This window comes from Nodularia sp. LEGE 04288 (genome assembly GCF_963896525.1).
Classification (GTDB): domain Bacteria; phylum Cyanobacteriota; class Cyanobacteriia; order Cyanobacteriales; family Nostocaceae; genus Nodularia.
The window spans coordinates 33814-48381 of the sequence record NZ_CAWQOY010000098.1; the positions used below are offsets into that span (position 1 = coordinate 33814).

The 14568-nt window shown below is 41.7% G+C and carries 8 protein-coding genes; 4 read left to right on the forward strand and 4 right to left on the reverse strand.

Translation table 11 applies throughout. The features are described from left to right. The first annotated feature begins 26 nt into the window (after positions 1-26). Positions 27-3914 carry an nSTAND1 domain-containing NTPase gene (locus tag AACX33_RS09280; protein ID WP_193997483.1) on the forward strand — a complete coding sequence of 1296 codons (3888 nt, stop codon included), beginning with the start codon at positions 27-29 and terminating at the stop codon, positions 3912-3914. A 166-nt stretch (positions 3915-4080) separates the two neighbouring features. Here the strand turns inward: AACX33_RS09280 and AACX33_RS09285 are convergent, their stop codons facing one another. Continuing rightward, entirely contained in the window at positions 4081-4557 is a 477-nt protein-coding gene (locus AACX33_RS09285) for a hypothetical protein (RefSeq protein WP_193997482.1), read from the reverse strand. A gap of 204 nt (positions 4558-4761) precedes the next feature. Here AACX33_RS09285 and radC point away from each other — a divergent pair, with 204 nt between their 5' ends. Beyond that, positions 4762-5493 carry a RadC family protein gene (gene radC, locus AACX33_RS09290; protein ID WP_193997481.1) on the forward strand — a complete coding sequence of 244 codons (732 nt, stop codon included), beginning with the start codon at positions 4762-4764 and terminating at the stop codon, positions 5491-5493. Positions 5494-5497: 4 nt separating this feature from the next. Here the strand turns inward: radC and AACX33_RS09295 are convergent, their stop codons facing one another. The 3 genes from AACX33_RS09295 to AACX33_RS09305 form a co-directional block, all read right to left on the reverse strand. Then, positions 5498-6793, reverse strand: coding sequence for a hypothetical protein (locus AACX33_RS09295; RefSeq protein ID WP_227788994.1), 1296 nt, complete (start codon positions 6791-6793; stop codon positions 5498-5500). A 66-nt stretch (positions 6794-6859) separates the two neighbouring features. After that, positions 6860-10333 carry a response regulator gene (locus tag AACX33_RS09300; RefSeq protein WP_193997480.1) on the reverse strand — a complete coding sequence of 1158 codons (3474 nt, stop codon included), beginning with the start codon at positions 10331-10333 and terminating at the stop codon, positions 6860-6862. A gap of 891 nt (positions 10334-11224) precedes the next feature. Beyond that, positions 11225-12469, reverse strand: coding sequence for a hypothetical protein (locus AACX33_RS09305; protein WP_193997479.1), 1245 nt, complete (start codon positions 12467-12469; stop codon positions 11225-11227). 529 nt (positions 12470-12998) lie between these two features. On the opposite strand from AACX33_RS09305, the gene AACX33_RS09310 reads away from it, so the two are divergent. Together AACX33_RS09310 and AACX33_RS09315 are read left to right on the forward strand one after the other, a co-directional pair. After that, positions 12999-13913: a tetratricopeptide repeat protein gene (locus AACX33_RS09310; RefSeq protein ID WP_193997478.1), complete on the forward strand. Its 915-nt coding sequence runs from the start codon at positions 12999-13001 to the stop codon at positions 13911-13913. Positions 13914-14003: 90 nt separating this feature from the next. Beyond that, entirely contained in the window at positions 14004-14507 is a 504-nt protein-coding gene (locus tag AACX33_RS09315) for a phosphate-starvation-inducible PsiE family protein (protein ID WP_193997477.1), read from the forward strand. Positions 14508-14568: the final 61 nt, after the last annotated feature.

Here is a 14568-nt window from a genome sequence, read left to right on the forward strand (position 1 = left end):
TAATACCATTCAAATAGGATTGCTATATGAGTAATCAGCATGAGCCGGAAAACTTAGAAGTTGATAATGAGCAATCATTGCAAACTCTGGTTAGAGCAATTACCTTGGTTGAGGGTGAATTTTCGCTGATTTTACTGCGCTGTAATTATGCAGTTTTGCGTCAGGTTATGGTTGAACGTCTGCACCAATTATCTCCTGTACAAATTCGCGAAATTACTTTACCTACATCCGTCAAAACTCTTTACACAGCGATTAAAGAACAACTGGGAGATGAACAGCCGCCAGCTTTAATGGTTTTTGGGTTGGAATTAGTAAAAAATATTGATACCGTTCTGACTGCGGCTAACCGAGTGCGAGAGGAATTTAGAAAACAATTTCCTTTCCCGATTTTGTTGTGGGTGAATGACCAAACTCTGCAAAAGTTGATGCGATTAGCCGCAGATTTGGAAAATTGGGCAAGTGTGATTGAGTTTGCAACTCCTACTTCTGAATTATACAATTTTTTACAACAAAAAGCTGATGAAGTATTTACTGGAAATGTGCATCCCTCTCCGCAAATTTGCTGGGAATTAAAATCTGCTTATGAGGATTTACAGACTCGTGGCGAAGTTTTAGATTTTGCCATTACCGCTAGTCTGGAATTTATCTTGGGTTTTCATGATTATCTTTATGACAGACTCGATTTAGCTTTAACACATTATCAGCAAAGTTTGGCTGGATGGCAAGAAAGTGATAATTTCAAAGAACGGCAAGGTATAGTTTTAGTTCATATTGCTTTAGTCTATTCTCGGCAAGCTGTAATTAATCGCTTAGATAATCAAATATCTTGGGAAGCTGCGAGAAAATATCTGCAAGATGCTTTAGTTATTTTTGCACAAATCCAGCGTCTAGATTTAGTCGCTAAATATATTAGTAATTTGGGTGAAGTGCTGCGAAATTTAACAGAATGGTCAGATTTACAAACTCTCGCTGATAAATCTCTGCCTCTACATGAGAAATATGGCACTCCCCGACAATTGGCACAAGATTATGGCTTTTTGGCAGAGGTGGCGCTACAAGATTCACGCTGGCAAGATGCCAGGCAATTGGTAGAAACAGCACTACAAATATTAAACAATATCTCTAGTTTAGCACCTTATGAATGTGGTTTATATCAATTTATTTTAGCTAGTGCTTACGAGGGTTTAGGTGAAGTTACAGCCGCAATTGAGCATTTGGAAATTGCCAAAACTGCAAGTAACCCGCAATATAAACCGCAATTATATATCTCAATTTTAGAAAGATTACGTTTACTCTATTTTGACAAAACTGAATATCGTTTAGCTTTTAATCTCAAGCAAGAACAATTACAAATTGAACATCAATATGGGTTTCGAGCTTTTGTGGGTGCATCTTATTTAAATCCCCAGAGAAAAGCCATAAATCCGGCACAGTTACAGGTAGAAAATACAGATAGTGTGGCTCAAGAAATCGCTGCTTCCGGTCGGAGTCAAGATGTGAAGCGGTTACGGGACAGAATTAGCGGCAATGAGCATAAGTTAACTGTAATTCATGGTCAGTCAGGTGTGGGTAAAAGTTCAATTTTACAGGGTGGTTTAATACCTGCATTGCAACAACAACCAATTGAGGGACGTAATGTTTTACCTATTTTGTTGCGAGTTTATACAGATTGGGTGGGAATGTTAGGTCAGTGTTTGGCAGAAAATATTCAGTCATTAAATGCTAGTTCTCTAAATTCCTCAGCAGCTATTGTGGCAGAGTTACGAAAAAATGCTGAACGCAATCTGTTAACGGTGTTAATGTTTGACCAATTTGAAGAATTTTTCTTTGTTTATCCAGACCAAGGTGATAGACGCAGTTTTTATGAGTTTCTGCATATTTGTTTAGATATTCCTTTTGTCAAGGTGATTCTGTCTTTACGAGAAGATTATTTACATTACTTATTAGAGTTAGAACGGTTGTTTGATTTAAAGGTAATTAATAATAATATTCTGGCTAAAAATATTCGCTATTATTTAGGCAATTTTTTACCAGAAGATGCTAAGACTGTTATTCAAACTTTGACTCGGCAAAACCTCTCTCCTACGAAGCTACCGTATACAACTAAAGCATCTGATCCCCCTAAATCCCCCTTAGAAAGGGGGACTTCAAGACAAATTTCACCCTTAAAAATGGGGATTAGTAGGGATGAAAATACTCTTGTAACTGGTGGGGTTGGGTCAGAAGGTGGGATTGTGGAGGTAAGGGAAAATCAATCTTCTTTAGAAGCTGCTTTAATTGAGAAATTAGTGCAGGATTTAGCGGGTAAGATTGGGGAGGTACGCCCAATTGAGTTGCAAATTGTGGGGATGCAGTTGCAAACTGAGAAAATTACAACTTTAAAACAGTATCAAAATTTTGGGACTAAAGAAAATCTGGTAGAAGCATTTTTAGAATCGGTTATTAAAGATTGTGGGGCAGAAAATGAACGCGCTGCGAGATTGATTTTATATTTACTCACAGATGAAAATGGCACTCGTCCTTTGAAAACTAGGGCTGAGTTGACAGCAAAGTTAGCAGCAGAAACCGAGAGATTAGATTTGATATTAGATATTTTTGTGCAATCTGGTTTAGTGTTGCTATTACCAGAATCTCCGGCTGATAGGTATCAGTTGGTGCATGATTATCTGGTTTATTTTGTGCGACAACAACAGGATAATGAATTATTAGCGAAATTAGCTCTAGCTGAAGAGCAGTTAAAACAGGAACAAGAAGCTAAAGAAATATTAGCTGTTGCTAACCAGGAAGCTGAAGCAAAAATTAGGGAAGGGCAGAAACGGTTTAAGATAAGTTCTCGTTTATCAGTGTTTTTATTAGTAATTTCAGGGATGGCTTCTGTTTATGCAGTGATTCAAGTTGGTACAGCCAGTAAATCTAATGAAAATCAACAACAAGCGGAACGGAAATTAACCAAAACTGAAGATGATTATCAGCGAACAACTAAAAGTTTGCAAGAGACGGAAAGAAAACAGGCAGAATTACAAAGAACAGCGCAAGATTTAGAACTAAAGAAGAAGGACGCAGAAGCAAAGTTTAACGCCGCACAAAAAGAAAATATCAAAGCTACCCAAAACCTAGCTGCTGCTAAAACAGATTTAGAGAATGTAAATCAGCAAGCCACAGCATTAGAAGCGAAAAATACCGAAGCGGAAGCCAGAATTAAAACGGCTACGGATAGAGTAAAAACTGCTGATGAGAAAGCGCAACAAGCACAGCAACAACAACAGCAAGCGGAATTTCAAGTTGCAGAGGCAGAAATTACTCTGCAACAGGCGCAAGTAGAACAACAAAAAGCCCAGGAAGCCGCAAAATTAGCGCAAGTCGCCCAACAAGAAGCCAAAAAGGGAACAGAATTAGAACGGGCTGGAGTTAATGCCATTAGACAGTTTGAGTTTACACAGTTAGCAGGGCTAGTTACAGCAGTTAAAACTGGTAAAGAGTTGAAAAATTTAGTTAAAGATAATCGCCCTCTGGATCAATACCCAGCTATTAGCCCGATTTCTGCTTTGCATACTATTCTGAGTGATATTAAAGAACGTAACCAATTTCATGGGCATCAGGGCGAAATAAATAGTGTGAGTTTCAGCCCCGACGGCAAAACCATCGCCACCGCATCCGATGACCAAACAGCACGGTTGTGGAGTGCCGACGGGCAACTGTTAGCAGAATTGAAAGGGCATCAGAGTGCTGTCATAAGTGTAAGTTTCAGCCCCGACGGCAAAACCATCGCCACCGCATCCCAAGACGGGACAGCGCGGTTGTGGCCTGTGCAGAGTTTAGATGAATTGCTGGTGCGGGGTTGCGCTTGGTTGGATGATTATTTGCAGAATCCTAATACAAATTTGAGTGAGGATGATCGGGGGATTTGTAAGTAGTTACGGTTTACTCAGAAGTCGGTAAATTCTCGTTTGTGTCGTAAGACCCCACCCCTAGCCCCTCCCCGCAAGCGAGGAGGGGAACCGGATTGACAGTGAAATTCGGTTTTTAAGGCTGGAAACCCTTTTTGGATGAGAAGGCTTCTCCCTGCTCCCTTGCTTCTTCCTACTTCCCAGTTACACCATCTCTTTCTCGTGTTAAGCCATCGATCGCATCACCCAAGGCGGTGGTGAGGCTGTTACGGGTTTGGGCGTGGTTTTCTTGCTCGGTTTTTAAGGCTTGCAGCAGGCGATCGCGTTCTTTCATAATGGCTATGAGTCTGCCTTGCAATTCTGCTAATGATTGGATTTGTTGAATTTCTTCTTGGGCGGCTGTGGTGGCTTTCCCGTCTACGAGTAGACCTGATTCTAGTCCCTTGATTTTATGGATCTCTGCTTTCAAGGAGGCGATCGCCTGTTGGGCTAAATTTGCATCTGTGCGGCGTTGTTCGGCTTCGGTGTTATAAAGTTTACGCCATTTTTGGGCGCTTTCCCAACCTGTATCGCGATCGCGCTGCTGTTCTGCTAGTTGTTCCTTCAGTGCCTGAATTTCCCCTAGCCACTGTTGGGTTAAAGCTGTAGTTTTACCAATATTTTCTGTCATATTAATGCTCTTTTATATACTTAAAATATATCCGATTTAAGTATAATCTGGCTAGGCGATCGCAGTCATTAGTTGAGAAGTGCGATCGCATCTACCCGCAATCAGTAAAAAATTAAATATTTTTGCATCTGGGGATGATTTGCAGAGTAAACAAGGGATAACTAAAGATAGTGCGATCTAAGTCATTATTCTCTTCGTTATTCTATGACCTATTGTCTCAGAATTGCCGATATCCCCACAGATGAGCGTCCCCGTGAGCGTTTAATGACCCACGGCCCCAAAATTTTAGCCACGGCCGAGTTAATTGCCATACTTTTAGGAACTGGTCAAGGGCCAGGCAAACTTTCCGCCGTAGGATTAGGACAATATTTATTACAGGAACTGAGTAAACACCAACGTGACCCCTTAGCTGTGCTGCGAGAAGTCACCCCCGCGGAATTAATGCAAATTCCTGGTATTGGCCCAGCAAAAGCCACAACTATCTTAGCGGCAATTGAACTGGGGAAACGTGCCTTTCAATTTCGTCCCTCAGACAGTACACCCATTGATAACCCCATAGTGGCGGCGGCGGCACTTAGTCAAGACCTGATGTGGCAAACCCAAGAACGTTTTGCTGTATTGCTCTTAGATGTCAAAAATCGGTTATTGGGAACCCAAGTAATTACCATCGGTACTGCCACCGAAACCTTAGCATCTCCCCGTGACATTTTTCGAGAAATCATTCGTCAAGGTGCAACGCGGGCAATTATTGCTCATAATCATCCTTCAGGTAACGTAGAACCTAGCAACGAAGATATAGAATTAACCCGTCAATTGTTATCCGGGGCGCAGCTTTTGGGCATCCCCTTATTAGATCACTTGATTTTGGGTAATGGTAATCACCAAAGCTTACGTGAAACTACTAATTTATGGGCTGAATATCCCCAAGCTGATTGATTTATTAGTTGCTGCTTATCGGCTGAATATTCATGCGGATAAACAAATTACTCAACTCTGGTTTTGTGCCATCGTTATTCTGTGCCGGCAAAAACCGATCATTGATAAAAAGATCGTTAATAACTTGCTCATACAAGCTTTTTTGACTTTGTAGTCTCGCTGGTTCTACTTCTAAAACTTGAGCTTGTTGAAAGTTGCCATTGTCATCTATTACTAAGCTCACCAGTAACTGTGCAGGTTCAAGGACAAAAGCGCCAGGAATATAACTTGAGTCTACATTCTTGCTGTTACTTCCCTGGTGTATGGCTAGAACATCGGGTAGACCATCTGGTCTGATTCTACCCTGTTGGATTAATTGTTCTATTTCAGGTTTATTTACTTGACTAAATGTAACTGTCGCTCCTTGCTTGGTGGGAGTGGGTGGAGTTTCCCCAGTGGATTGAGGTAATGGTTCTTCATTGGGAGTGGGTGGAGTTTCTCCAGTGGGTAGAGGTAATGGTTCCTCGTCGGGAGTGGGTGGAGTTTCCCCAGTGGATTGAGGTAAGGGTTCCTCATTGGGAGTGGGTGGAGTTTCTTCAGTGGGTAGAGGTAATGGTTCCTGATCCAGCCCGTTGAGTGTTTCGCCTGGTTCAGTTCCCGAAACTTTTGGTAGTTCTGAGGAAGTAGATGGAATATCTCTGGGTAATAGCTGTCCTTGTCCTAGTAAAACTTCCTGACGACGGTTCCAAGGGAGATCACCTAGTGTCGGCGTTGGTGTGGGTGTCGGCGTTGGTGTTGGTGTTGGTGTCGGCGTTGGTGTCGGTGTTGGTGTCGGTGTCGGCGTTGGTGTCGGCGTTGGTGTTGGCGTTGGTATTGAAACTGTTTTCTCCGGAACGAGTTGGGGATTAGGTTGAGAAGCCTCTATTTGACTTTCACGCTCACGAAGAAGACTAGAATCAGAATTTATCGCCTCAGTATCCTGATTACTAGGTGTAATTGGTGCAGCAGTTTCTGGCGCTGGCGCTGATACAGACTGTTGAGGAGAGGTCGATGATTTTGGTGAGACTGTTTCAGCTTCTAACTTAGATTCATCTGCTGAATTTTCTGGGGGATAAATTTCGATAAATTCAATGGGAATAACTGTTTGTCCTTGCTCCGGAAACCACGGTTGAAAGACATTAGACGATCGCATAAACCAGAAAACCAGCAAATGCAAGGAAATTGAACTGATGGCGATCGTCATCCATAAACTTGCTGGATCTGTGTGCCGTCTCCGTTCATTAGCTGTTCTTGGTGTTTTGTCCGTAACCGATGATGTCATAATTGGAACCCAAAGATGATTCGGCGCTTTTGCTCATTGCTCATGCTGCAAAATCCAGTTTCTATCTTAGCGATTCGCCATGATTTCTGGTTTAACAGCAAAAGTTAGAACTGTTTCATCGATCCCTTTCAGTTTTAACGGACTACCTTTAGTAATTTCTTCGTCTTGTAAATAATCAGCCACAGCAGCAGAAACCAGAATAGTACCGGGTACAGCCGCCGCCTGCAACCTAGCCGCAATATTTACACTCGGACCAATAGCTGTATAATCGGCACGTTCAGCGCTACCAAACATCCCCACAACTGCCGTTCCCTGGTGGATACCACAGCGAAACTGTACGCCTGCATAGCCGTGATTGTCAAATATACCTTGGTCTTGCCAGCGCTGGTTTAACTCAGCTAGTGAGCTTTGCATGGCTCTGGCTGTGCTGATAGCACGACGGACTTGTTCGTTGGGGGTGAGTTCTTCCGGCGCTCCGTATAAAGCTAAAATAGCATCTCCCATAAATTTATCGACGGTGCCGCCATTATTAAACACAACTTTGGTCATGCTTTCTAAATATTCATTCAGCAACTCTGCGACTCTTCGGGATCTGAGGGTATTTGCTAGCTGGGTAAAACCCACGATGTCACTAAATAAAACTGTAATCAAGCGCGGTTCTGGCCGCAAATCGAGGGTTAAAGTTCCGGCTGCGGCTTTTTTGACTAATACAGCCGGCAAAAACCGTTTTAGCACTGATTCTGTGAGATAAGTATTTAGCTCTAAAACTCGCCGTTCATTTGCTTTCAATGCAAGCAGATTCCTGACTTCTGCGAGAAGTTCCCGGTCATTAAATGGTTTTGCTAAATAAGCATCCGCGCCATTTTCTGTACTTTCGATGCGGGTTTCTTCATCAACTTTGGCTGTGAGTAAAATGATTGGTGTGCCTTTTAAATTCTCCTCATTGCGGATCATCCGAATCATTTCTAATCCTGTGACCATAGGCATCATCAGGTCAGTAACTATCAAGCTGGGTGCAGTTTCTTGAGTTTGACTGAAGCCTTCATAACCGTTGCGAGCTGTTTGGACTTGATAACCGTTGCGGCGCAGTATATCCGATACATAGGCTCGCAAATCCGAATTGTCGTCCACAACCAAAATAGAGTGCTGAGTAGAGACTTGATTTATTCCGTCTAGAGAAGGAAGTTCTGATTGCTGTCTGCTTTGATCTAATAATAGGTTTGCTGTAATATTTTCAATATTTTCTGTGGTTGATTCTACAAGTTCTAAATCAGCTAATTCTACTTTGGCGCGAGTCGTATTTAATTCCAGAGGAGTTTCTACTACTTGCTCTCTGGGTAAGTGAGAATGACCAGTAACTAGCCAGAGGGTAAAGGTTGTACCTTTTCTATAAATTGAGTCTACAGTGACTTTGCCGCCGTGCATTTCCACTAACTCTTTGACTAAAGCCAAACCCAAACCACTGCCTTCATAGGAGCGATTTTCTGAGCCTTCGGCTTGGCGAAAGCGCTCAAATAGTTGGGGAAGTTCTGCGGGAGCAATGCCAATTCCGGTGTCTTGTACTTGCAATTTGCAATGGTTCTTTTCCGATTGCAATTTGACCCGAATTGTGCCACCTTCCGGAGTGAATTTCATGGCATTTGACAGGAGATTGTAAACCACTTTGTCAAATTTTTCCATGTCCAAGTAGACTGGAGGACATTCACTCATTTCTATCTCTAGATGTAGTCCCTTCTTTTCACCGTAGGGACGGAATGATTCCACAATTTGGCTGACAAATTCCACTAAATTACAGGGGCGGAAACTGGGCTGCATTCTGCCAGCATCTAGGCGTTGCAGGTCTAGTAGTTGGTTGACGAGTCTTAATAGGCGGCGGGAGTTACGCAGGGCGATCGCACTTTGTTTATGAGATAACCCTTCTCCGACAGCTACCGCAGACTCTAAAGGCCCTTGAATTAAGGTGATGGGAGTGCGGAATTCATGGGAAATATTTTGAAAAAATTCGGTTTTCTGTTTGTCTAGTTGTAACAAGCGCTCGGCTTGCTCACGAGTTTTTTGGTATAAGCGTGATTGCTGCACGGCGATCGCCGCTTGGGCTGCTACTGCTTTAGCTAGTTCGACATCCGACGCTAACCATTTGCGTACTTTCTGACCTTCTTGTAGGGTAATACTACCGATACATTTGCCATCAGCCAGTAGGGGAACTACCATTAGCGATCGCGCTGGAATTTTCAAAGGCAAATCGACACCCTTAATTTCTAGATCACAATCGCTGACATCGTGAATTATCACTGGCTCCTGAGTCCGTAAAATTGCTTGCAGGATCGGAGTCTTGGGAATCTGTGCTGCTGGTGATTCCGTCTTCAAAAGCACAGGACTATCTAAAACTCTTTTGGGGCTATGTGGGGAATTTTCCGAATTGTGACTACTGTCATACAAGCCCACACAATGAACAAACTCATCTTCCTCAGCCCATAAAGACAACATCGAGCCATCGACTTGTAAGGCTTGTCCCAATTGTTGAGTAATAGCCGCAAAAATATCTTGCGGGTCTAAGCTAGAACGAATTGCCGTCGTAATTGTATTAATTAAGGCTTCTCTCTTAGCCAGGGCGCGTACCTGTTCGTAAGCATAGGCTTGAGACAAAGCTAAGGCTGCCTGATCTACCACCATTAATACCAGGTTTACCTCATCCTTGTCCCAGTTGCGGGATTGTTCACACTGGTGTAGCGCCAGCACTGCCATCAATTCCTGCTGCCAAATCAAAGGTACAATCAAACTAGAGGAAATGTTGGCTGTCGCAAAAGCTGCGGCTCGTTGAGAAAATTCGGGTGTTTCTCCCTGAATGCGCTGATCACCAGGGACATCGTAAATCACCTGAACTTCGCGAACTTCCCAAATAGTTTCCGCCAAAACAGCGGCGGGCGATGAAGAAGCAACTTTCTGGTAAATGAATCCTTCATCGATCAATCGCCCATCTTGAAAGGGACGTAACAGGCAAACATCAACCTCCAACATCCGACCCATTGTATCGACAATTGCTTGTAAAATTTGCCGATAGTCTAGAGCGCTGCGGATCGTATTTGTAATTCCGTTCAGCAGTGATTCCTGGCGCAGAGTCCGCGTTAGTTCACGGGTGCGGGCTTTAAGGACGTTATGGGTATCTAAGGCTTGACGAACTAAAGCTTTGAGTTCCTCTGATTCCCAGGGTTTAGTGACATATTTGAACACCTTACCAGCATTGATGGCTTCAACTAAGTCTTCGACATCTGTATAACCAGTTAAAATAATCCGAATAATATCTGGATATTGAGTTGCTGTCAGGCTTAAAAATTCCGTACCGCTCATGATCGGCATTCGCTGATCTGAGATGATCACGGAAATATTGCCTTCTTGCGCTAGCAAATCCAGTGCCGCCGGGCCAGATATTGCTCTCAACACCTGATAATCGCGACAAAAGGTGCGGTAAAGCAAGTCAAGGTTATCCGGTTCGTCGTCAACAACTAAAATTTTCGGCTTACTGTTTACTTGAGATTTCATGCACTGCTTTCCTGCAGCAACGGCAGTCGGATAAAGAATAATCGAATCAGGTGGGAATGTTTCATCCTCAGTTGAGAGCAGAGCATTTTGAGCAATAAGGTTATTTGGCTATAGGAGAGCTGACGGTCAAAATATTTACTCACAGTCATTGGCCTCAATGGCTGGTGCCGATCGCCAATTGTTCTAGTGCAGTGACATTTTTCGAGTCAATTTTCATGTGAGAGAGTTTATCCTGGGATGCCAAATTTTCCTGTACCTCCTGCGAAAACTATCTCATACATAGATATAGCGCTCAAAACTGGCTGCAAAAACCAGATGTCGCTGTATATTAAGTTTTCCCTTTGCAACTGTTGCGCTAACACTTGCAGGTAAATTTTATTTACGCTGGGAATAATATAATCAGTGATCCTACAATAAATAATATTTCAACAAAAGCAAAAGTATAGTATAAGACACATAACTTTTGGCAATTTAGAATCCGAGTCGTAAATCAGACAAGTAGCAGTGGCATCTTGCATTTATTGGGGTGAGGAATTGCCATATCTGAGCCAGCCGATCGCTTGTCCTGGTAAAGCAAAAAGCCTCCACCGCACCCTAATTGCCCAATTCTTCACCAGATGATCACTAGGGGCAATTTCCTAGTTACCAATAAACTGCTTGACAATAAGCCGAATTTGTGTTTATGCCATCCCAAAACAGATAATTTTGTCCTTGATTAAGTAAGACAACGTAAATAATTCCAGGTTCATAGTCAGAAATTTAGCTTTTACTACGATGTAATTGGATTAATTTAACATTATCTAACATTATGTAACATACTTTCATTTATTCCTCCCGAATTGATCATGGCGATCGCTTGCCTAAAATTGGATCTGCGATCGCCATACCCAGTTAGACGTGATTGTGGCTAGAATCTTGGCCAGTGCCACAATGATGACAGTGGGAGAGATACTTGTAAGTAAGATCATGGCAGTGTGGGCATTCAACGTATTGATAATAACCACAATGGGGACAGTATGTATCATGCTGCCGAATTTTTTTAGCACAGTTAATACAGCGTGAGTCTTGAACTCTCCTAACTGCCTGTGCTTTAGTATTCAAAATAATTCTTTGAAAAAGCTGGATAATTCCAAAACCCACAAGTGGAATCAGCAAGATATAAACATAACTGATCAGGAACAGCAAACCACCGAAAAGGGTGCCAAAGATATCAAATATCAATGTCAAGAATACACCGACTTGCAGAGATTCAAAGATTTTTATAATTAGCGGCAGAAAAAAGATTACCAGTAAATGCCAACTAATCAGCGCAATCAGTCCATATTCTCTGCGTTGAGCAAAGTTGTTAACTGACAAAGCCACAAGAATCAGTGGAACAAGAAATAACGACTGAAAACCCAGTTGGATAATTGGATAGCGAAATGCAGCTTGCTGATAATTTGCTTCAACTTGCTTAAAGTTATTTTCATTTTTAAGTAAACCTAAAAAATTAATACTTTCTGGTTTAGCCAGCAGTTGATTTTTGAAATTAGAAATTTCCTGTTTCAGTGTGGAAATTTTCTGGTTATTTTGGTCTAACTCTTGTTTAGCCTTTTCCGCACCGACGAGATTAATTGATTGTTGACGAGACTGACCGGCAATTTTTTCTAAAAGGCTAGAGTCATATTGAGTCCGAATATTGCGATTGCTTTGTTCAAACTGACTAATCTGATTTTGCTTCTGCTCAATAGTTTTGATGATTTGCTGGTTGGCGGGGATGTTAATCTGGTCTTGAGATTTAGCATACTGCAAGCAAGTTTGAGAAACCTTACCCAAATGTATTGCTTCCGCTTGTTGGTAAATTTGCTCTTGACTGAGTTGATTGTTACGCTCCAACAAGGAAATTCTCAGAAATTCATAGTCTTTACCTGGACTAGTTTGATTTTGATAATTTTGCCACTCGAAATAACATGGAGCAGCCTGTGATGGACTCATATACCATCTGCTGATATCGTCTAATCCCGTAAAAACATTCAGCAATATAAAAATGTCAATCACAATAATGACAACTAGACTGACTTTATTCAGTGGTTCATTATTGACTTTTCTCGATTTATTAAAAAATTGACTCCAAAAACGGCGAATTTTATGAAGCATATTGTTGTTTTATCGATGGAAACTCCAAGTATGGAAGTAAAAAAATGTCATAATTCCAGAGGAAGATGGCAGAGTTATCATTTCTAAAACATCTCCACAACTGATCAAATGACTATGAAAAATAGCTCTGCACTTTTAATTACAGGGCATGAAAAATAGATCAATTGCGAATTACTTATGCTTGACGTGACTACCAAGAAAAAGTTCAGTCAGTTTTGCCACTACTACCTGAAAATGCAGTTATTTCTGAAACCAGGAATAAATGCTGAGGATAAGCGCACAGGAACTACTAAATCTTAAATCAGTCTGAATATCATACACTGTTTTAATTGTATTGCGTAATAATTCGTAAATATATAGTCATCCGCTTTAATTTTTAATAGCTTGCGTGGCGTAGCCATACTTACTTTCGTAGGTAGGGAGTGGGTAATCCGGGGACTCCTATGGGGATAAGAGACAATGGGAAGTAGGAAAAAGCCTTTTTGAGTTCAAGTCAAGGTAAATAAAACTGGTGGGAGTTAAAGAACCAATGGAATTATCATTTTATCAATATCCTATTGTCGGGATAGTGAGTTTAGTCATACTTGGTGAAAGTATGCTTTTCCCATCACCTAGTTACCCCACACCCTTATTAGCACAATATAGTTTGCCAACATCCACAATTTTGTTAAATCAAGGTTTACAGGCAATTCAGGCGGGAAGAGTCCAAGATGCGATCGCAGCTTTTCAACAAGCAACTCAACTAGATCCCAATTTAGCAGCAGCGCATTATAATTTAGGGTTAGCACTGCGACAAACAGGACAATTAAAACCGGCGGCTGATGCCTTTTATCAAGCAACACAAGCTGACCCCAAATTTGCCCCAGCCTTTGCTAATTTAGGTGGGGCGTTATTAGAAGGAAGTAATTTACAGCAAGCGGGTGATTATTTAGAACGAGCCTTAGAACTAGACCCCAAGCTAGGTTTTGCCCACTATAACTTGGGATTGCTACGACAGCAGCAACAAGATTGGGATAGAGCGATCGCATCTTTTAAAAAAGCGATAGAGTATAGTAAAAATTCCCCAGAAGCACCCTATCATCTAGGAATGTGTTATCTCCAGCAAGGTAAAATCAATCCAGCTAGAGATGCCTTTCGCCAAGCTATTAAAATTAATCCCAAATATCCTGAAGCTCATTACAATCTCGGTACAATTTGGTTTAATGAAGGCAAAAATCAAGAAGCATTAGAAGCTTTTAGAAAATCAGCCGCAGCTAATGCTAATTATCCCAATGCTTATTATGGCGCTGGGTTAGTTTTTATGCAGCAAAAGCAATATGCACAAGCAACGCAAGTTTTGCAATATGCCAAAGATTTATACAATGCTCAAGGTAATCCCCAATGGGCTAGGAATGCCGAACAATTGTTGCAACAAGTACAAAATTTAAATTACCAACCTCGCTGAGGCGTAATCTCTTAATTTTACATAATATGAGATTAATGGGTGGACTAACTGGTGTGGTCTGAACTTGACCAGATGGGAATAGAAAAATAAATGTACAAGCGCGCCAAGAGTCGATTTTTATTTTGCGATCGCTGGCTGGATAGACACACAATAGTTCGCAACATGGAAGCCTTCCAAGACTTAATTGTGATTGTCTTATGTTTTGGTTTGTTCGCCGTCATGCTGATCCAGTTGTGGGGCATATTTATCGCCATCATGCAGTCATTAGAGTATCAACAGGTAACGGCAAAAATACTATTTGTGTTGATATTGGTCGAGTTATTTCGGCTACTAATGGTCTATTTGCAAGAACATAGTATTTCTGTGGGAGTAGCAGTTGAGGTCACAATTGTATCTCTATTGCGGGAAGTCGTAGTTCACGGAGCATTAGAGATTTCTGGGGTGAAGACAGCCGCAATTTGTGGTTTGCTGTTTGTTTTGGGTGGTTTACTGCTGGTATGTGCCAAAACACCACACATGGATTGCATGAGTGCTAACACCAAGTTCTGCCCCATTACCCATCAAGAAAGTATAGAAAGGCAAGATGACCATTGATGCTAAAATTCTCTGAGGCGTATCTTTTCCTACGCTTTTGGGGAGATGAATAACTCTTTGA

What these genes read in the sequence shown, in the direction of transcription:
- AACX33_RS09280 (WP_193997483.1), top strand. Translation starts at nt 27, where the DNA reads ATGAGTAATCAGCATGAGCCGGAAAACTTAGAAGTTGATAATGAGCAA.
- AACX33_RS09285 (WP_193997482.1), bottom strand. Translation starts at nt 4,557, where the DNA reads ATGACAGAAAATATTGGTAAAACTACAGCTTTAACCCAACAGTGGCTA.
- radC (WP_193997481.1), top strand. Translation starts at nt 4,762, where the DNA reads ATGACCTATTGTCTCAGAATTGCCGATATCCCCACAGATGAGCGTCCC.
- AACX33_RS09295 (WP_227788994.1), bottom strand. Translation starts at nt 6,793, where the DNA reads ATGACATCATCGGTTACGGACAAAACACCAAGAACAGCTAATGAACGG.
- AACX33_RS09300 (WP_193997480.1), bottom strand. Translation starts at nt 10,333, where the DNA reads ATGAAATCTCAAGTAAACAGTAAGCCGAAAATTTTAGTTGTTGACGAC.
- AACX33_RS09305 (WP_193997479.1), bottom strand. Translation starts at nt 12,469, where the DNA reads ATGCTTCATAAAATTCGCCGTTTTTGGAGTCAATTTTTTAATAAATCG.
- AACX33_RS09310 (WP_193997478.1), top strand. Translation starts at nt 12,999, where the DNA reads ATGGAATTATCATTTTATCAATATCCTATTGTCGGGATAGTGAGTTTA.
- AACX33_RS09315 (WP_193997477.1), top strand. Translation starts at nt 14,004, where the DNA reads ATGTACAAGCGCGCCAAGAGTCGATTTTTATTTTGCGATCGCTGGCTG.